Source organism: Kribbella sandramycini (genome assembly GCF_013131805.1).
GTDB classification, from domain to species: domain Bacteria; phylum Actinomycetota; class Actinomycetes; order Propionibacteriales; family Kribbellaceae; genus Kribbella; species Kribbella sandramycini.
This window is the reverse complement of sequence record NZ_JABJRC010000001.1, coordinates 503,276-520,408: the sequence shown is the minus strand read 5'-3', so window position 1 is coordinate 520,408 and position 17,133 is coordinate 503,276. Positions and strand designations below refer to the sequence as shown.

General features: G+C 70.5%; 16 protein-coding genes. 8 read left to right on the top strand and 8 right to left on the bottom strand.

Annotated elements, in window-relative coordinates; all coding sequences use genetic code 11:
- The first annotated feature begins 19 nt into the window (after positions 1–19).
- Both HPO96_RS02225 and HPO96_RS02220 read left to right on the top strand, forming a co-directional pair.
- Entirely contained in the window at positions 20–760 is a 741-nt protein-coding gene (locus HPO96_RS02225) for an NAD(P)H-binding protein (RefSeq protein WP_171670555.1), read from the top strand.
- On the top strand, positions 757–951 hold the full coding sequence (locus HPO96_RS02220) for a hypothetical protein (RefSeq protein WP_171670554.1): 195 nt from the start codon (positions 757–759) through the stop codon (positions 949–951). The genes HPO96_RS02225 and HPO96_RS02220 overlap by 4 nt, the downstream gene beginning before the upstream one ends.
- A gap of 10 nt (positions 952–961) precedes the next feature.
- Here the strand turns inward: HPO96_RS02220 and HPO96_RS02215 are convergent, their stop codons facing one another.
- On the bottom strand, positions 962–1,846 hold the full coding sequence (locus HPO96_RS02215; RefSeq protein WP_337796478.1) for an RNA polymerase sigma-70 factor: 885 nt from the start codon (positions 1,844–1,846) through the stop codon (positions 962–964).
- 208 nt (positions 1,847–2,054) lie between these two features.
- On the opposite strand from HPO96_RS02215, the gene HPO96_RS02210 reads away from it, so the two are divergent.
- The 3 genes from HPO96_RS02210 (at position 2,055) to HPO96_RS02200 (ending at position 5,174) form a co-directional block, all read left to right on the top strand.
- Positions 2,055–2,936 carry an ABC transporter ATP-binding protein gene (locus HPO96_RS02210; protein ID WP_171670550.1) on the top strand — a complete coding sequence of 294 codons (882 nt, stop codon included), beginning with the start codon at positions 2,055–2,057 and terminating at the stop codon, positions 2,934–2,936.
- Positions 2,933–4,102, top strand: coding sequence for an ABC transporter permease (locus HPO96_RS02205; protein ID WP_171670549.1), 1,170 nt, complete (start codon positions 2,933–2,935; stop codon positions 4,100–4,102). The genes HPO96_RS02210 and HPO96_RS02205 overlap by 4 nt, the downstream gene beginning before the upstream one ends.
- A gap of 109 nt (positions 4,103–4,211) precedes the next feature.
- The gene (locus HPO96_RS02200) at positions 4,212–5,174 is read left to right on the top strand and encodes a LysR family transcriptional regulator (RefSeq protein ID WP_171670547.1); all 963 of its coding nucleotides are present in this window, start codon (positions 4,212–4,214) and stop codon (positions 5,172–5,174) included.
- A gap of 33 nt (positions 5,175–5,207) precedes the next feature.
- Here HPO96_RS02200 and HPO96_RS02195 read toward each other — a convergent pair whose 3' ends face one another.
- A complete protein-coding gene (locus HPO96_RS02195) occupies positions 5,208–6,941 on the bottom strand; it encodes an MFS transporter (protein WP_171670545.1) in 1,734 nt (577 codons plus the stop codon).
- Between the two features lie 86 nt (positions 6,942–7,027).
- Positions 7,028–7,738, bottom strand: coding sequence for a lipoyl(octanoyl) transferase LipB (lipB, locus tag HPO96_RS02190; protein WP_337796477.1), 711 nt, complete (start codon positions 7,736–7,738; stop codon positions 7,028–7,030).
- Positions 7,739–7,841: 103 nt separating this feature from the next.
- On the opposite strand from lipB, the gene HPO96_RS02185 reads away from it, so the two are divergent.
- Complete coding sequence (locus HPO96_RS02185; RefSeq protein WP_171670541.1) at positions 7,842–9,293, top strand: protein kinase domain-containing protein; 1,452 nt, start codon at positions 7,842–7,844, stop codon at positions 9,291–9,293.
- 78 nt (positions 9,294–9,371) lie between these two features.
- On the opposite strand, the gene HPO96_RS02180 is transcribed toward HPO96_RS02185, so the two are convergent.
- From HPO96_RS02180 to lpdA, 3 genes are all read right to left on the bottom strand, one after another.
- Positions 9,372–10,262: a TIGR01777 family oxidoreductase gene (locus tag HPO96_RS02180; RefSeq protein ID WP_171670539.1), complete on the bottom strand. Its 891-nt coding sequence runs from the start codon at positions 10,260–10,262 to the stop codon at positions 9,372–9,374.
- A 151-nt stretch (positions 10,263–10,413) separates the two neighbouring features.
- Positions 10,414–12,321: a 2-oxoglutarate dehydrogenase, E2 component, dihydrolipoamide succinyltransferase gene (gene sucB / locus HPO96_RS02175; RefSeq protein WP_171670537.1), complete on the bottom strand. Its 1,908-nt coding sequence runs from the start codon at positions 12,319–12,321 to the stop codon at positions 10,414–10,416.
- 154 nt (positions 12,322–12,475) lie between these two features.
- Positions 12,476–13,864 (bottom strand): dihydrolipoyl dehydrogenase, encoded by a 1,389-nt coding sequence (gene lpdA / locus HPO96_RS02170; RefSeq protein WP_171670536.1) that lies wholly within the window; start codon positions 13,862–13,864, stop codon positions 12,476–12,478.
- Positions 13,865–14,001: 137 nt separating this feature from the next.
- On the opposite strand from lpdA, the gene HPO96_RS02165 reads away from it, so the two are divergent.
- Positions 14,002–14,319: a hypothetical protein gene (locus tag HPO96_RS02165; RefSeq protein WP_171670534.1), complete on the top strand. Its 318-nt coding sequence runs from the start codon at positions 14,002–14,004 to the stop codon at positions 14,317–14,319.
- Between the two features lie 14 nt (positions 14,320–14,333).
- Here HPO96_RS02165 and HPO96_RS02160 read toward each other — a convergent pair whose 3' ends face one another.
- A complete protein-coding gene (locus HPO96_RS02160; RefSeq protein WP_171670532.1) occupies positions 14,334–15,104 on the bottom strand; it encodes a nitrilase-related carbon-nitrogen hydrolase in 771 nt (256 codons plus the stop codon).
- 29 nt (positions 15,105–15,133) lie between these two features.
- Here HPO96_RS02160 and HPO96_RS02155 point away from each other — a divergent pair, with 29 nt between their 5' ends.
- Positions 15,134–15,772: a GntR family transcriptional regulator gene (locus HPO96_RS02155; protein WP_171670531.1), complete on the top strand. Its 639-nt coding sequence runs from the start codon at positions 15,134–15,136 to the stop codon at positions 15,770–15,772.
- Here HPO96_RS02155 and HPO96_RS02150 read toward each other — a convergent pair.
- Positions 15,759–17,063: an MFS transporter gene (locus HPO96_RS02150; RefSeq protein ID WP_171670529.1), complete on the bottom strand. Its 1,305-nt coding sequence runs from the start codon at positions 17,061–17,063 to the stop codon at positions 15,759–15,761. The two genes, HPO96_RS02155 and HPO96_RS02150, sit on opposite strands and share 14 nt — an antisense overlap.
- Between the last annotated feature and the right edge of the window lie 70 nt (positions 17,064–17,133).

Below are 17,133 nucleotides of genomic sequence, written 5' to 3'. Positions count from 1 at the left end.
CAGGGGACAGGAGACTGTTGTGAAGATCGTCGTGATCGGCGGCACCGGACTGATCGGATCGAAGGTCGTACGGCGGCTGGAGGCGCACGGGCACCAGGCGATCGCCGCCGCGCCCAACACGGGTGTCAACTCGCTCACCGGCGAAGGCCTCGACGAGGCGATGGCGGGCGCGTCGGTCGTGGTCGACCTGTCGAACTCGCCGTCGTTCGAGGACAACGCCGTGCTGGAGTTCTTCCGGACCTCCACCACCAACCTGCTCGAGGCCGAGAAGAAGGCCGGCGTCGGGCACCACGTGGCGCTGTCGATCGTCGGCACCGAGCGCTCGCCGCAGATCGGCTACTTCCGCGCCAAGGTCGCGCAGGAGGAGCTGATCCAGACCTCTGGCATCCCGTTCTCGCTGGTGCACGCCACGCAGTTCTACGAGTTCGTCAAGGCCATCGCGGACTCCTCCGAGGTGGACGGCGCCGTCCGGATCCAGCCGGTGAACTTCCAGCCGATCGCCGGCGACGACGTCGCGGACGCGGTCGCGAAGACCGCCGCCGGCGAGCCGCTGAACAAGCGGATCGACGTCGCCGGGCCGGAGCTGAGCCGGATGGACGAGTTCTTCCGCAAGGCGCTGGCCGACCTGGGCGACCCGCGCGAGGTCATCACCGACCCGGAGGCGACGTACTACGGCGCCGTGGTCGCCGAGGACGCGCTGGTCCCGATCGACGAGGTGACCCTCGGCCGCATCCACTACGCCGACTGGGAAAAGCAGTGAGCGGCGAGCGCGAGGAGTTCCTGCACGGGCTGCAGGCCGAGGTGGAGGGGGAGCTGCAGGCGATGCAGTCCGCCGTACCGGACGCCGCACTGCCGGTCGAGCAGTGGATCATGGACCCGGCCGAGGAGGCCGTCGAGCAGGCCGGCCTGACCAGCCTGCTCGGTGCGGTGAAGGCGCTCGAAGAGGAGTAGTAGCTGTTGCTCAGCGGGCCAGCGCCGCGTTGGCCCGCTGCAGCTTGTCCGGATTCATCTGGACGTTCACCCGGTAGATGCCCTCCGCCGACGCGCTCACGGTGATGATGTTGCGGATGTTGCCGTCGGCAATGACGATCAGGGCCGGTCCGCCGTTCATCTGCGTCCACACGGTCTCGACGCCCACCCAGAACCTGGTGTGGAAGGAGCGGAAGAACTTCGCCACCCGCTCGCTGCCGACCACTGGGAACTTCGATGCGCGCGCCTTGCCGTTGCCGTCGGACACACTGGTCACATCGGGTGCGAACAGCCCCTCCAGCTCCAGCAGGTCACCTGACTTGGCTGCGTTCACGAACGCGGTCAGCAGCCGCTGCTGCTCGGCGGCGTCCACAGCGATCCGGCGTTCGCCGTCCACGTGCTTGCGGGCGCGGCTGACCAGCTGCCGCACGGCCGGCTCGTTCAGCTGCAGGATGTCTGCGATCTGGCTGTACGGGTAGTCGAACGCCTCCCGCAGTACGTACGCCGCTCGCTCGTTGGGCGACAGCCGCTCCATCAGCAGCAGTACGGCGAACTCCAGCGCCTCACCGCGCTCCGCGCCGAGGTACGGGTCCGCGCTGGTGTCGACCGGCTCGGGCAGCCACGGACCGATGTACGCCTCCCGGCGGACCCGGGCCGACTGCGTCGCGTTGATCGCCAGCCGCGTGGTAGCCGTTGCCAGGTAGGCCGCTGGATTGAGTACTACGCTGCGGTCGGCCAGCTGCCAGCGCAGCCAGACGTCCTGGACGATGTCCTCGGCCTCGGACGCGCTGCCGAGCATGCGGTAGGCGATGCCGAACAACCGCGGCCGGACCTCGTTGAAAACCGCCGCTGCCTGCTCGAGGTCGTCGTCACTCACGGAAATCATGATCCTCCCTGCTGCTGCCGTCACCAGCCTGGACCACGTGGACACGCCGGATGTGACAACGACGGACCGTGGCGTACGCCACGCCCTCCGTCGCGCGGATGACGTGGGTGATCAACCGCGCGGCCGACGTCCGGCGGGGCCCGCGGTCACTAACTTTGAGTTACGACGGGGGCCGATGTGACAAAGGATGGGTGGACGGATGCTGAGGGTGGCTGGGCTCACTCGGCGGTTCGGTGAACAGCTCGCGCTGGACGACGTGACATTCGACGTCGTCCCGGGCCGGATGACCGGGTTCGTCGGTGCCAACGGTGCCGGTAAGACGACGACGATGCGGATCATCCTCGGCGTACTCGCCGCGAGCTCCGGAGAGGTGTTCTGGCAGGACAAGCCGCTGACGCAGGCGGTCCGGCAGGACTTCGGCTACATGCCGGAGGAGCGCGGGCTGTACCCGAAGATGAAGATCCGCGACCAGCTGATCTTCTTCGGCCGGCTGCACGGGCTGGCGGCCGGCGCCGCGGCCGAGCGGGTCGACAAGCTGATCGGGCGGCTCGGGCTGGCCGAGCGGGCGACCGACGTCCTGGAGAACCTGTCGCTGGGCAATCAGCAGCGAGTGCAGATCGCGGCGGCGCTCGTCCACCAGCCGATCGCGCTGGTCCTCGACGAGCCGTTCAGCGGCCTCGACCCGCTGGCCGTCGACGCGATGGTCGACCTGCTCCGGGAGGAGGTGACGCCCGAGGTGCCGGTGCTGTTCTCCAGCCACCAGCTCGACCTGGTCGAGCGCCTCTGTGACGACCTGGTCGTGCTGTCGCGGGGCAAGGTCGTCGCGGCCGGTCCGGTCTCCGAGCTCGCCGCGAGCCAGACCCCGACGTACCGGCTCGTTGTCGACGGCGACGCGGGCTGGCTGCGCGACCTGCCCGGTCTGCGGGTGCGCGACGTGGCCGGCGGTACGGCGCTCTTCGACGTCGAGGACGACGCCGTCGCCCAGCAGATCCTTCAGCAGGCCATCGGCCGCGGTCCGGTCCTGGAGTTCGGGCCGGAGCGAGTGGCCCTCAGCGACGTCTTCCGGGAGGCGACCCGATGAACGACCGGACCCTTGATCGGCCGTGGATGCTGATCGCCGAGCGGGAGATCACCACCAAGCTGCGGGACAAGACCTTCATCGGCTCCACGCTGGTGATGCTGGTCGTCGTCCTGGCCGCTGTCATCGTGCCGGCCCTGCTATCGGGGAACAGCGAACCGGACAAGATCGCGGTGACCAGCGATGCCGGCGCGGCTGTCGTCGCGCAGGCGGACGCCGCCGCGGGCGGGAGCGGGTACGAGGCGGTCCGGGTCGCCGACCGCGCCGAGGCGGAGAAGCGGCTCGAGACCGATGCCGCGGCCGCTCTGGTGCCCGCTGCCGACGGCTACGTGCTGATCGGCAAGGAGAAGGTCGACTCCGGTGTCGAGAGCGGGCTGCGGGCCGCTGTCGCCGCGGTCGGGATGGAGCAGAACGCCGCGAAGGTCGGGCTGACGCCCGAGCAGCTGCGCGCGGGGACGCAGGTGACTCAGGAGCTGCTGGAACCGGGCTCGCTCCCGGCGGGCGTGAGCGACTTCGTGAACCTCGGGATGGCGCTGGTGTTCTACATGACCGCGCTCGGCTTCGGGATGATGATCGCGCAGAGCGTCGTCCAGGAGAAGGAGAGCCGGGTGGTCGAGATCCTGGCCGCCTCGGTGCCGATCCGGTCGCTGCTGTGGGGCAAGGTGATCGGGAACGCGACGCTCGCGCTCGGCCAGATCCTGGTGATCGCGATCGGCTCGGTGATCGGTCTGACGGTGACCGACCAGCTCGACATCCTGTCGGTGATCGGGCCGGTGGTCGGCTGGTTCGTGGTCTTCTTCATCCTCGGGTTCGTGGCGCTGGCCGGGCTCTGGGCGGTGGCCGGCTCGCTGGCCACCCGGCAGGAGGACCTCGGGTCGACCACGCTGCCCGGGCAGATGATCCTGATGATCCCGTTCTTCTTCTCGGTGTTCGCGGGGTCGACGGCCAAGACGGTGGCCTCGTTCGTGCCGATCGCGTCCTCGATGTCGATGCCGGGGCGGATGCTGACCGAGGACGTGCCGCTGTGGCAGCCGCTGGCGGCGATCGCGATCCTGATCGCGACGACGGTGCTGATCATCCGGCTCGGCGCCCGGCTCTACGAGCGGACGCTGCTGCAGACCGGCCGCCGGCTCGGTTACCGCGAGGCGATGGCGCTCGAAGCGCGTTGACCTATCGTGACGGCCGGGGCGAGCGTTACAACTTTCGCTCCGGCTGTAACGAAACCGTGATGTAGGATGCCTGTGTGCTGTGTCTTGACCTCGACTACGGTCTCAACGCATGAATGTGGAGCTGCGCCATCTCCGTGTCGTCGTCCTGGTGGCCGAGGCGGGGTCCGTCGGGCGGGCCGCTCGCTGGCTGAAGGTGAGCCAGCCGAGCCTGACCGCGCAGCTCAAACGGATCGAGGCCGCCTTCGGCGGTGAGCTCTTCGAGCGCTCCCGCACCGGCGTCACCCCGACCGCCCTCGGTCGGTACGCCGTCGATCGGGCCCGGGCCATCCTGGTCGACGTCGACCACCTCGCCGCGACCGTGTCGGCGATGACCGCGGTCGAGTCGAGCGCCGTCCGGCTGGGCGGTTTCCCGACCGCGCCGATGTCGGGGATCGCGTCCCGGCTGCGGGAGCACGGCGAGATCGAGCAGGTCAGCATCGAGGTCGAGTGGTCGACGAGCGTGCTGCTGCAGCAGCTGGAGAGCGGCCGGCTCGACTTCGCGCTGCTGCGTGAGTTCCCCGGGTTCGAGCTCCGGTTGCCGACAGGGGTCGAGGCCGTCACGGTCGTCGAGTCCGAATCGGCGTACGTCGTCATGTCCGCCGACCACCCGATCGCCCGCAAACCCGGTGCTGAGGTCGAGCTGGGCGCCCTCGCCGACGAGGAGTGGATCGGCGAACCGCCGGACGACAGCGGCTTCCATGTGCTCTTCCGGGCTGCCTGCGAACAAGCCGGCTTCCAGCCCAAGGTCGAGCACCACTCCGTCGACACCTCGGTCCTGATGGGCTTCGTCACCAGCGGCCAAGGCGTAGCCCTGGTCTCCCCGACGTCCTACCGCCTGCTCTCCACCGACGTCATCACCCGACCCCTGGTCGGCGACCCCATCCACCGCCGCCTCCTGCTCGCCTGGAGCACCGAGTCCCCCCGCTCCCAGATGGCTCCCGACGTCCTCCACATGGCCACCGCCGCCTACGAAGAGGCCGTAGCCGCCCAGGCCCGCCACTCCCACCCCACCCACCAAATGCACGTGGCGTGAGCCCACCGGGCCCACGCCACGCACTCACATCTCTCAAGCCCCCGCCGGCCGCACCCCCGCCGCCCCGAACGGCCCCTCAAAAGCCCCCAAATGAAACTCCCCAGTATCCTCCGGATCTTCCATCCGCTCCCGATACTGCGTCCCCACCCGCTCCACCGGCCCAACCCGCCGAGCCCCCTCAACCGGCTCCTCACCCACCGGCGGCTCCTCAACCGGCACAACAGCCACCGGCGGCGTAACAACCGGCGAAGACCCCCCACCAGACCCCTCAACCGGCGAAGCACCCCCCGGACCCGCCTCGGCCGGGGGAGTAGCCCCCGGAGCCGCCTCAACCGGGGGAGTAGCCACTGGAGCCGCCTCAACCGGGGGAATAGCCCCCGGAGCCGCCTCAACCGGGGGAGTAGCGCCCGAACCAGCAGCACCACCCACCACAGCCCCACCTGCCGCCGACCCACCGACTACCGGCCCACCAACGGAACCCCCAGCAGCAGGCCCCTGAGCCCCACCTGCTGAAGAACCACCGGCTACCGGCCCACCAACGGAACCCCCAGCAGCAGTCCCGCCAGCTGCGGAACCACCAGCTGCGGAACCACCAGCCCCAGGCCCTTGAGCCCCACCCTCTTGCTTTTCCTCGGCCGCTGCATCGCCAGCCCCCACAGACTCCCCGGCCGCCTCAGCAGACCCACCAACCGCGGACCCATCTGCTGCAGAACCAGCTGCCGCCGACCCACCTGCTACCGGACCGCCAGCGGAACCACCGGCAGCCGTCTCACCCGCCACCGGACCACCAGCGGAACCACCGGCTGCAGGCTCCTGCGCTCCACCCTCCTGCTTTTCCTCGGCCGCCGCGTCGCGAGCCCCCACAGACTCCCCGGCCGCCTCAGGAGACCCACCACCTGCAGACCCACCCGCGGAGGGCTGCACGGGGACAGGCTGGGTGTTCTCCGGCTCAGCGCCACCGGTGCTCGGGAACAACATCGGCTGGGTATCCTCACCCGGATCCTCGACAGCAGCATCAACCGGCGCGACAACGGTCTCGTCCCGATCACCCGGCGCCACCACCGTCTCGTCCCGCTCGTTGCCACCGGCAACAGTCTCGAACGACGCCGTCCGCTCCGGCTCACCCACCGGCGCACCCGCGACCGGGAACTGCGCAGTGTGCTCATCAGCCTGACTCCGCGGCCGCACCGGCTCTTCATCGAACAGATCGTCATACCGCCCCGACCGGTCGTACGACTCGTACGCCGACCCGCCGTACCCATCCTCCGCATACCCACCAGCCGCAACCGGATAAACCGCCGCAGCCGCCGCCTCCTGCTGCGCCTGCGCAGCTTCCTGCTCGCGCTGCCGGCGCTCGGCCTCCGCCCGCGCACGCCGACGCCGCTGCACCCCGCGCACGATCAGCTGAATCGCGTACACCAGCGAGATAACAGTAAGAATCGGTACGACGCCGTTCAGCGTGAACTGCCGCGTCCCCTCGACCATCCCGTTCGTCACCCCGGGGACGTCGTTCAGGAAGTTCGTGGTCCGGTTCGGGATCCACAGCCAGCAGTAGACCAGCGTGCCGAAGGCGAGGAACGCCCCGATCGCGGCGGCGCCGGAGAAGTACGACACCACCGCCCAGAAGAGCAACGCGCCGATGCCATAGGCAAGCACCATCCCCTTCGCATTCAGCTGGATGCCGCCCGGCGCCGCGAGTACTCCGAACACCGCCGGCCCGGCCAGCGCGACCGCCACCCCGAGCAAGAACCCAAGAAATTTGGACACGCCCCCACCGTAGCGACGTTTCCGGCCCGCGCCTGGGAGACACTTCGCAGTCTCCCCGACAGGCAACTACTTTCAGTGCGCGAAGGTCACACCGTGAGGCCGTAGGTGATCCCCGCCGGCGGACCGGACGCGATATCCGGCGTCCGCTCGTACTCGTCCCACGCGAGCATCCGGTCCAGCTCGCGGCGCACGGGCTCCAGCACCTCGGTGACCGGTACGTCGCGCCCGAGCTCCTTGGACAGCGTCGTGACATCGGCGTCCGAGATCCCGCACGGCACGATCCGGTCGAACCAGGCCAGGTCGTTGTCGCAGTTCAGCGCGAACCCGTGCATCGTCACGCCTTGCGTGACCCGGATGCCGATTGCCGCGATCTTCCGCGCGCGGCCGCGCTCGTCGGCGGCGACCCAGACCCCGCTGCGGCCCTTGATCCGCCCGGTGGTCACGCCGAGCTCGGCGCAGACGGCGATCAGCGCCTCCTCGAGGCGGCGCACGTAGTCCACGACGTAGACATGTGAGGCGAGTTTGACGATCGGGTACCCGACCAGCTGACCGGGCCCGTGCCAGGTGATCTTCCCGCCGCGGTCGACGTCGACGACCGGCGTCCCGTCGAGCGGGCGCTCGTGCGGCTCGGTGCGCTTACCGGCGGTGTAGACCGGCGGGTGCTCGAGCAGGATCACCGTGTCCGAACCGGTGCCTTCGGCAACCTCGGCGTGCAGCCGCCGCTGCTCGGCCCACGCGGTCTCGTAGCCGACCGCGCTGTCGCCGAACCCGGCCTCCACGTACTTGATAGCCCTCACGCCTTCGAGTGTAGGCCGCCGATCCCAGCCCGGGGCGGCGGCCTCCGCCCGAGCCTGTGGATAACTTCGGCGGCGCCGGACGGAAACGCGGCATTCTCTCGTCATGGAACTCGACGACCTGGCCGGCTACCGCCTGCGCCGGAGGCTCGGGTCCGGGTCGGCCGGCGCTGTCTGGCAGGTCCGCGACCTCGCCTCCGGGCGGAACGCCGTGCTCAAACGCATTCCCGTGACCGCGATCCATCGACAGGAGCAGTTCCGTGACGATCTCCTCATCCTGCAACGCATCCGGCATCCGCATCTGGCCAACGTGCTGGAGGTCCGCGAGTTCGCCGCGGAGTGGCTCGTCTTCAGCCAGCATGTCGCCGCCGGCTCCCTCGCCCAACTCCTCACCCGACGCGGCAAGCTGTCGCCCGGCGAGCTCGTCACCCTCCTCAGCCCCTTGACCGACGTCCTCTTCCACCTCAACCGCACCGGTCTCGTCCACGGCCGCATCACGCCCGCCAACATCCTCTTCGACGCCGATGGCCGCCCGGTCCTCACCGACGTCGCCCTCCACACCCGCAACCTCCGCCCTCTGACCAGCGCCCGCTTTCCCGACCCCTCGACCCCGAACGACTACCTGGCCCTGGCCGCGCTGACCGACACCTGCGCCGAACCGAGCTCGCTCTTCCCGCCGTCCCTCTTCACCGACACCCCACCGCAGAAACTCCCCAACCACCTCCTCACCCTTGCCGCTCCCGAGCCCATCGCCTTCCCCACACCCGAGCCAACTCCCAACGACCCGCTGGCCCGCCTGACCCGGACCCACGTCATCCACCCGGCCCAGTCCCAACTGATCGGCACCACCCACCTGGAGCCGGCCGTCACCTGGTCCACCCCGAACGACTCACCGACCACCCCGCGCGCCCAACCCCCGCCGAGCCTCCCAGCTCGGCTAATCCACACCTTGCGCCTGAGAACCCACACCGCCCACCCCGCGTACGGCGTCCTGGCAGCCGTCGCGCTGGGCGCCGCCGTAGTCCTCGCCCTCGGCCTGGCAGCTCAAGGCGTCCTCACCACCACGCCCCGACCAACCTCGTCCCCAAGAACCACCGAGCCGACCGCCGCACTCTCGAACCCCAGCCGTCCGAGCCAGACGCCCACACCGCCACACTCCGCCACCCGGGCGGCCGTCGACTGGCTGGCCGTCCTTCAAGCCCTGGATGCGCAACGTGCCCAAGCCTTCGCCAGCCTCGATCTCGAATCCCTCGACCGGATCTACATGCCGAACACCCAGCCCTGGCGGTCCGATCGAGCCCTGCTCACCACTTACCGCCGCAAAGGAATCCGCATCCGCAACCTCCAGATCCAGATCGACGGCAACACCGTCGTCCGCCAGTCCACAACCAGCGTCACCCTCCGCACCACCGACCACCTCGCCCAAGGCCAGGCCATCACCCGAACCGGCGCCACGACCAAGCTCCCGCCAGGCAGCCCCACCACCCGCCTGATCACCCTCACCCTGACGCCGCCGCCCAACCCCACCTGGCGGATCGAATCCATCACGCCCGCATGACGTACTGCGAGGCCTGCGTCCAGCCGAGATGACTGTGGAGGGCAGAGATGACTGGGGAGGGCCGGGGTGCCCGGCGGGCTAAGTGTGAAGGGCGGCAGTGATGGCTTCGGGAGCGTTCGGGTGGCGGAAGGTGAAGCCGGCGGTTTGGAGGCGAGTGGGCAGGGCGCGGTTGCTGCCGAGCAACTCCCAGGCGAACTCGCCCAGGGCGGCCTTCATCACCGCCGCCGGGACAGGGATCAGAGCGGGGCGATGCAGGGCTTTGGCCAGTTCGCGGGCGAACTCCGCGTTGGTGACCGGATTGGGAAGGGTGACATTGATGGGACCAGTCAACGTTTCGTGGTCCGCCACGAAGCGGGCGGCGCGGAGCCAGTCGGTGAGTGAGACGACGGGGAAGTACTGCGTGCCCGAGCCGAAGCGGCCGCCGAGGCCGAACCGGAAGGGCAGGCTGAGCAGCTGGAACGCGGGCGCCTTCCGGCCGAGGACGACGCCTGTGCGCAGCGAGGCGACGCGGCAGCCGGCCTCGCGCGCCGGGTCGAGCGCGCCCTCCCACACGCGGACGACCTCAGCGAGAAAGCCGTCGCCGAGCGGGGTGTCCTCGGTGAGGACGTCGTCGCCGCGGTCGAGGCCGTATCCGCCGACGCCGCTCTGCGTGATCACCGTGGGGCGCCGGTCCAGCTTGGCGGCAGCGTTCGCCAGCGTGCTGGTCGTGCTGACGCGGCTCTCCCGCAGCACCGCCCGGTACGTCGGTGTCCACGGCCGGCCGATATTCGCGCCGGCCAGGTTCACTAAGACGTCGGCGTCGGCGATGGCGTCCAGATCGAGCTCACCGCGGGCCGGGTCCCAGCGCAGCTCGTCAGGTGCGGCGGGCGCGCGGCGGACCAGGCGGACGACGTCCTGCCCGTCGGCGGCCAGGTCGCGAGCGAGGGCCTGGCCGAGGAAGCCGGAGGCGCCGGCCAGCACGTACTTCATCGTGTTCGCTCCAAGCTGTTGTCGGTCGCGTACCGGGTGCCCACCGGGCCGGAAACGGTACCGGCGCCGGTCCGTCGGGACGGAGCCGGCGCCGGGTCGCGCTGTCGTGCGGGTGCTGCCGGGCGCCGGTCAGGCGCTCGGGTCAGCGGGATCAGACGTCGAACTGAGCCTCTTCGAGGCGCTGCTTGACCGCCGTCAGGTAGCGGGCCGCGTCGGCGCCGTCGACCAGGCGGTGGTCGTAGGTGAGGGCCAGGTACACCATCTGGCGGATGGCGATGGTCTCGCCGAGCTGCGGGTGCGTGATGACGACCGGGCGCTTGACGACCGCGCCGGTGCCGAGCATGCCGACCTGCGGCTGGTTCAGGATCGGGGTGTCGAACAGCGCGCCGCGGCTGCCGGTGTTCGTGATCGTGAACGTGCCGCCCGCCATCTCGTCCGGCAGCACCTTGTTGTTGCGGGTGCGGTCGGCGAGGTCGGCGATCTTCTTCGCCAGCCCGGCGATGTTCAAGTCGCCGGCGTTGTGCACGACCGGGACCATCAGGCCGCGCTCGACATCCACCGCGATACCCAGGTGCTCGGCGGCGTGGTAGGTGATCTCGCCCTTCTCCTCGTCGATCGAGGCGTTGAGCTTCGGGTACTGCTTGAGCGCGTCGACCGCGGCCAGCGCGAAGAACGGCAGGAACGAGAGCTTCACGCCTTCGCGCGCCTCGAACTCGGCCTTCTTGGCGTTGCGCAGCTTGGCGATCTCGGTGACGTCGACCTCGACGACCGTGGTCAGCTGGGCCGAGACCTTCAGGCTGTTGACCATGTGGGCCGCGATCGCCTTGCGGATCCGGCTCATCTTCTCGGTCGTGCCGCGCAGCGGGCTGATCGTCGCCGCCTTCGCGGGAGCGGCGGCGGCCGGGGCCTGCGGGGCCGGTGCGGCCTTGGCGGCCTCGGCCGCGGCGATCACGTCCTGCTTACGGATGCGGCCGCCGACGCCGGTGCCCTGCACGGACGCCAGGTCGACCTGGTGCTCGGCCGCGAGCTTGCGGACCAGCGGGGTGACGTAGTTCGGGCCGTCGCCGTTCGCGGACGGCGCGGGCGCGGCCGGAGCGGATGCCGCCGGGGCCGCCTGCGGGGCCGGAGCCTGTGCGGGCGGAGCGGCCTGCGGGGCCGGCGCGGCCGCGGGGGCCTGGGCCGGGGGAGCAGCCTGCGGGGCAGGGGCTGCGGCCGGAGCCTGGGCAGCGGGGGCCGGTGCGGGGGCGGCCGGGGCCGCGGGAGCCGGTGCGGCGGCCGGAGCCGGGGTCTCTTGCGCCGGAGCGGCCGGGGCTTCCTGGGCCGGTGCGGCGGCGGGGGAGCCGGAGCCGACGATGGCGAGTTCGGCGCCGACCTCGACGGTCTCGTCCTCGGCGACCTTGATCTCGAGGAGCTTGCCGGCGACCGGGGACGGGATCTCGGTGTCGACCTTGTCGGTGGAGACCTCGAGGAGGGGCTCGTCGACGGCCACGTCGTCGCCGACCTGCTTGAGCCAGCGGGTGACGGTTCCTTCGGTGACGCTCTCGCCGAGCGCGGGGAGGGTGACCGAGGTGCCGGACGCCGGGCTCGCGTTACCCGCGGCGGCCGGAGACTCTGCCTGGGCCGAGTTGTCAGCGGCCGGAGAAGGAGCGGGGGCCTGCTCGGCGGGGGCAGCCGGAGCGGCGGGCGCCTCGGCGGCGGGGGCCTGCGCGGCCGGAGCGGGGGCCTCGGCGGCCTGCTCGGCGGGGGCCTGCTGGGCCGGGGCGGCCTGCTCGGCGGCGGGCTGCTCGGCGGGGGCCGCGGGGGCGGAGCCGGAGGATTCGCCGGCGTCGCCGATGACGGCGAGTTCGGCGCCGACCTCGACGGTCTCGTCCTCGGCGGCCTTGATCTCCAGGAGGGTGCCCGCGACGGGCGACGGGATCTCGGTGTCGACCTTGTCGGTCGAGACCTCCAGCAGGGGCTCGTCGACGGCAACCGTGTCGCCGACCTGCTTGAGCCAGCGGGTGACGGTTCCTTCGGTGACGCTCTCCCCGAGGGCCGGCAGGGATACAGAGGTCGGCATGACGGTCGTTGCTCCTTCGTCTGATCGGTCGGGTGCCAGCCTACGGTGCGCTCGGCGCGGGCCGGACGCGGGTCGTCCGAGTCCGGTGAACTCGGCGGCCCGCGTCTCCAACCTACTCCGGAGTACCAGCGGCCCCGGGTGGTTTCAGGCGTGGTCAGTCATGGAAGTGCAGAGGCTTGCCGGCCAGCGCCAGGTGCGCTTCGCCGAGGGCCTCGTTCTGGGTGGGGTGGGCGTGGACGAGCGGGGCGACGTCGGCCGGGTAGGCCTCCCAGTTGTAGATCAGCTGGGCCTCGCCGATCAGCTCGCCGACGCGCGAGCCGACCATGTGCAGACCGACGACGGCGCCGTCGCGGGCCCGGACGAGCTTCACGAACCCGGCGGTCTTCAGGATCTGGCTCTTGCCGTTACCGCCGAGGTTGTAGTTGAGGATCTCGACGTCGCCGTGCTTCTCCCGGGCCTGCTCCTCGGTCAGCCCGACCGAGGCGACCTCCGGCTCGGAGTACGTCACCCGCGGGATGCCGGCCTCGTCGATCGGGGTCGGCGCCAGGCCGGCCAGGTGCTCGGCGACGAAGATGCCCTGCTGGAAGCCGCGGTGCGCGAGTTGCAGCCCGGGCACGATGTCGCCGACGGCGTACACGCCCGGCACGCTGGTCTGCAGGGTGGCGTCGACGGTGACGAAACCGCGGTCGAGCGCGACGCCGACCTGCTCGTAGCCCAGGCCGGCGGTGTTCGGCCCGCGGCCGACCGCGACCAGCAGCACCTCGGCCTCGATCACCTCGCCGCCCGCGACGGTCACCTGGACGCCGTTCTCGACGACCTTGACCGACTCGAACCGCGTGCCGGTCTTGAAGCCGATCTTGCGCTTGCGGAAGGCGCGCTCCAGGGTCTTGGAGCAGTCGGCGTCCTCGGCCGGGACGAGCCGCGGCAGCGCCTCGACGATGGTCACCTTGGTGCCGAACGACGTCCACGCGGAGGCGAACTCGACGCCGATCACGCCGCCGCCGAGCACGACCGCGGACTCCGGCACCCGGTCCAGCGTCAGGGCGTGCTCGCTGGCGATCACGTGCTGACCGTCGATCTCGAGCCCGGGCAGCGACCGCGAGTACGAGCCGGTGGCCAGAATGACGTTCCGCCCGGTGTACGTCGTCTCCCCGACCTGGACCGTGGTCGCGGAGGTGAGCCGCCCCTCGCCCTCGACCACCGTGATGCCGCGCGCCTTCAGCTGGCCCTGCAGGCCCTTGAACAGGCGATCGACGACGCCGTCCTTGTACTTGTTCACACCGCCCATGTCGACGCCCTCGAGCGTCGTCCGGACGCCGAACTGCTCGCCGTCGCGGGCCGAGTCGGCCACCTCGGCGGCGTGCAGCAGCGCCTTGGTGGGGATACAGCCGCGGTGCAGGCAGGTGCCGCCGACCTTGTCCTTCTCGATCAGGACGACCGATTGCCCGAGGGTCGCCGCGCGCAGGCCCGCGGCGTAACCGCCGCTGCCGCCGCCGAGAATCACCAGGTCGTACGTCGTACCGCTGTCTGCCGGGTTCGTCACAGGTTCCTCCGTGGGCGTGTGGTCGGCGGGCCGGCTCCGGATCGCGGCGCGGGGCCCGGCGTCATCTTCGCACGGCCGCCGCAAACCGTTACCGGGGCTTTCTGCGGTGACTTGCCGTGATGCGCGACACTTGGTCCATGAAGTGGTTCGGTCGCCGGCAGAAGGCCGGAACGATGCGCAAGTCGGACAGCCCCGACCAGGCGCACCTGCGGGAGTTCGCCCTGAGCCGCCAGGGGGTCGAAGGTTTCGTCGAGCCACGGACCGCGGTGACGGAGTACACGCTGCTTCTGGTCGCCATCGACGGCGAGTGGACGAGGCGGCGGGTGCCCTCGGTCCAGTGGGCGCACAACTTCGCCAACAAACTCGGCATCCCGTCGTACGACGCCGCCGTGGTCGGCTACCCGCCGCGGATGCGCGAGTACAACGCCCGGATGAAGAAGCAGGGCCTGATCTAAGCGCCCTGCTCAGCTCAAAGGATGGGCACCCGCGCCCGGATCGGCGCGACCACCTCGGTGTCGACCGTCGCGTGCAGGATGCCCGCGGTGTGATCGAGCCGAGCCGCGGTGTGGCCCAGGGGAGTGGTCAGGCTGCTCCGCCCGATCCCCAACGGGTCGGTGCCCTGCGGCGGCGTATAGGCCTGGTCGCAGGCGAGCAGCCATGCCTGCGCGTCCGCGGCCCGCGCCCGGGTGAGCAGATCCCACTGCTCCTCCTTGCCCGGCCCCGCGCCCCAGGACGCCGGGACGACGATCAGCTCGGCCCCGAGCCGCCCGAGTGCGGTGAACTGGTCGGCGAACCGCAGGTCGTAACAGGTCGCCAGCCCGATCGTGACGTCCCGGTACCCGAAGCTGACCAGCTCGTTGCCCGGGGCAACCGTGTCGGACTCACGCGACCCGAAGGCGTCGTACAGATGGATCTTCCGGTACGCCGCCTCGACGCCGGGCCCGGTCGCGAGCAGCGTGTTGTGGACGCGGCCGTCCGCGGCCGGCTCGAACAGCCCGGCGACGACGACCACCCCGAGCTCGGCCGCGACCTTGCGCAGTCCGGTCGCGAACGGCCCGTCGAGCGGCTCGGCGATGCTCCTCAGATCGGTCCCGAATGCGGCCAGCGTCGCCTCGGGCAGCGCAATCAGCTCGGCGCCGCCGTCGGCTGCCCGGCGGACGGCGTCCGCCGCGGCGGCCAGGTTCGGCACCGGATCGGCGCCGGTCGTGAGCTGGGCCGCAGCCACGCGCAACACTGTCATGAGGACCTCCAAGCCTGTATACATTGAGTATGCAATTGAGTGGGGATTCCGGCCGGGACCGTGCCTATCAGTACCTGCGCGGGACCGTCCTGAGCGACCCGGCCGTGTCGGGAACGTTCATCAACGAGCAGGCGGTCGCCACCGAGGTCGGCATCTCGCGGACGCCGGTCCGCGAGGCGCTGCTGATGCTCGCCGCCGAGGACCTGGTGCAGCTCGTCCCGCACCGCGGCGCCTTCGTCGCGCCGGTGCCGGGCCGCGAGATCGCCGAGATGATGCAGGCGCGCGGGGTGATCGAGACGTGGGCCGCCACGACGTCGCTGGCCGCCGGTAACGCGCCGGTCGCCGCGATGGCCGCCGTGCTGGAGCAGCAGCGCGCGATCGTCGACCGGGGCGACGCCAAGGAGTTCATCGAGCTGGACAGCCAGTTCCACGCGCTCCTGGTCGCCGCCGCCGGCAACGCCGTACTCGGCCGGCTCTACGACAACCTGCGCGCCAAGCATGTCCTGCTCGGCATCGTCGCGCTGCAGCGCAGCGAGACTCGGCGGCAGGATGTGCTGACCGAGCATCAGGCCATTGTCGACGGTTTGGCCACCGGGAGCTCCGAGGCGGCCGAGAAAGCGATCCTCGGCCACCTCCAGACCACCGGCGGCATTCTCATGCACGGTTGAGTGCCAGCTCCTCGTCGTCCACAACAGCCCGGCCGAGTCGCAGTCCGACCAGAGTGACCAGGCAGGCGACCACGATGTACAGCGCGATCACGTAGCCGGTCCCGGCCTTCGCCAGGAAGTACGTGAAGGCCAGCGGCGCCAGCGCGCCGCCGATCACCCCGGCGAACGTGTAGGCCAGTGAGCTGCCGGTGTAGCGCAGCCGCGCGGTGAACTGCTCCGACACGAACGCCGCCTGCGGTCCGTACATCAGCGAGTGGAACACCAGCCCGATCACCACGCCGAGCACCAGAGTGCCGAGCGAGGAGGCGATGGCGAAGAACGCCACACTCCAAATCGCGCCGCCGACCGCGCCGATGCCGTAGATCAACCGCCGACCGTACCGGTCGGACAGATAGCCGGAGAACGGGATCAACGCGACCTGACCGGCAGAGCCGATCAGCACGGCGGTGACCGCCTGGCCGCGACTCATATCGAGCTCGTTGGTCGCGTAGGTCAGCACGAACACGGCGAACATCGCGTAGAGCACATCCGGCCCGACCCGCGCCAGGATGGCGGCGAGCAACGGACGGCGCTGTGTCCGCAGCACCTCGGTCACCGGAGCGGTCGGCCGGTCCCCACGGGCCTCCAGCTCCTTGAACACCGGCGTCTCTTCCAGCTTGGACCGGATGAGCAGACCGAACGCAACCAGCACAGCCGACAGCAGGAAGGCGATCCGCCAACCCCAGCTGAGGAACTGATCCTCGGTGAGCAGCCCGGCCAGCAATGCCAGCACGCCGTTCGCCATCAAAGTGCCCAAGGGTGGACCGACCTGCGCAGCAGACGCCCAGAACCCGCGCTGCCCAGCCTGGCTGAACTCACTGCTCAGCAGAACCGCGCCACCCCACTCGCCGCCCACGCCAACGCCCTGCGCGAACCGCAGCACCACGAGCAGCGTCGGAGCCAGTGCGCCGGCCTGCGCATGTGTCGGCAGCAGACCGATGAAGAAGGTGGCTACGCCGATCAGCAACAGGGTGGCGACCAGGACGCGCTTGCGGCCGATCACATCCCCGAGCCGGCCGAAGAAGATGCCGCCGAGCGGCCGGGCGATGTAGCCGACCGCGTACGTCCCGAAGGCCTGCAGGGTGCCGGTCAGCGGCTCGCTGCCGGGGAAGAACAGGTCGCCGAAGACCAGCGCGGCCGCGGAGCTGTAGACGGCGAAGTCGTACCACTCCAGCGACGTGCCGGACAGGCTCGCGGCGAACGCCTTGTAGAGGCCACGGCGTTCCGTGGTGTCGGTGCTGGGGCTGGACATCGAGGTGGACCTCCTTGGGGGATTGCTCCATACTCGTTGTATACGACGTGTTCACGCAAGCTCTCGGAGC

What these genes read in the sequence shown, in the direction of transcription:
- HPO96_RS02185 (WP_171670541.1), top strand. Translation starts at nt 7,842, where the DNA reads ATGGAACTCGACGACCTGGCCGGCTACCGCCTGCGCCGGAGGCTCGGG.
- HPO96_RS02200 (WP_171670547.1), top strand. Translation starts at nt 4,212, where the DNA reads ATGAATGTGGAGCTGCGCCATCTCCGTGTCGTCGTCCTGGTGGCCGAG.
- HPO96_RS02165 (WP_171670534.1), top strand. Translation starts at nt 14,002, where the DNA reads ATGAAGTGGTTCGGTCGCCGGCAGAAGGCCGGAACGATGCGCAAGTCG.
- HPO96_RS02205 (WP_171670549.1), top strand. Translation starts at nt 2,933, where the DNA reads ATGAACGACCGGACCCTTGATCGGCCGTGGATGCTGATCGCCGAGCGG.
- sucB (WP_171670537.1), bottom strand. Translation starts at nt 12,321, where the DNA reads ATGCCGACCTCTGTATCCCTGCCGGCCCTCGGGGAGAGCGTCACCGAA.
- HPO96_RS02160 (WP_171670532.1), bottom strand. Translation starts at nt 15,104, where the DNA reads ATGACAGTGTTGCGCGTGGCTGCGGCCCAGCTCACGACCGGCGCCGAT.
- HPO96_RS02155 (WP_171670531.1), top strand. Translation starts at nt 15,134, where the DNA reads ATGCAATTGAGTGGGGATTCCGGCCGGGACCGTGCCTATCAGTACCTG.
- HPO96_RS02210 (WP_171670550.1), top strand. Translation starts at nt 2,055, where the DNA reads ATGCTGAGGGTGGCTGGGCTCACTCGGCGGTTCGGTGAACAGCTCGCG.
- HPO96_RS02180 (WP_171670539.1), bottom strand. Translation starts at nt 10,262, where the DNA reads ATGAAGTACGTGCTGGCCGGCGCCTCCGGCTTCCTCGGCCAGGCCCTC.
- HPO96_RS02150 (WP_171670529.1), bottom strand. Translation starts at nt 17,063, where the DNA reads ATGTCCAGCCCCAGCACCGACACCACGGAACGCCGTGGCCTCTACAAG.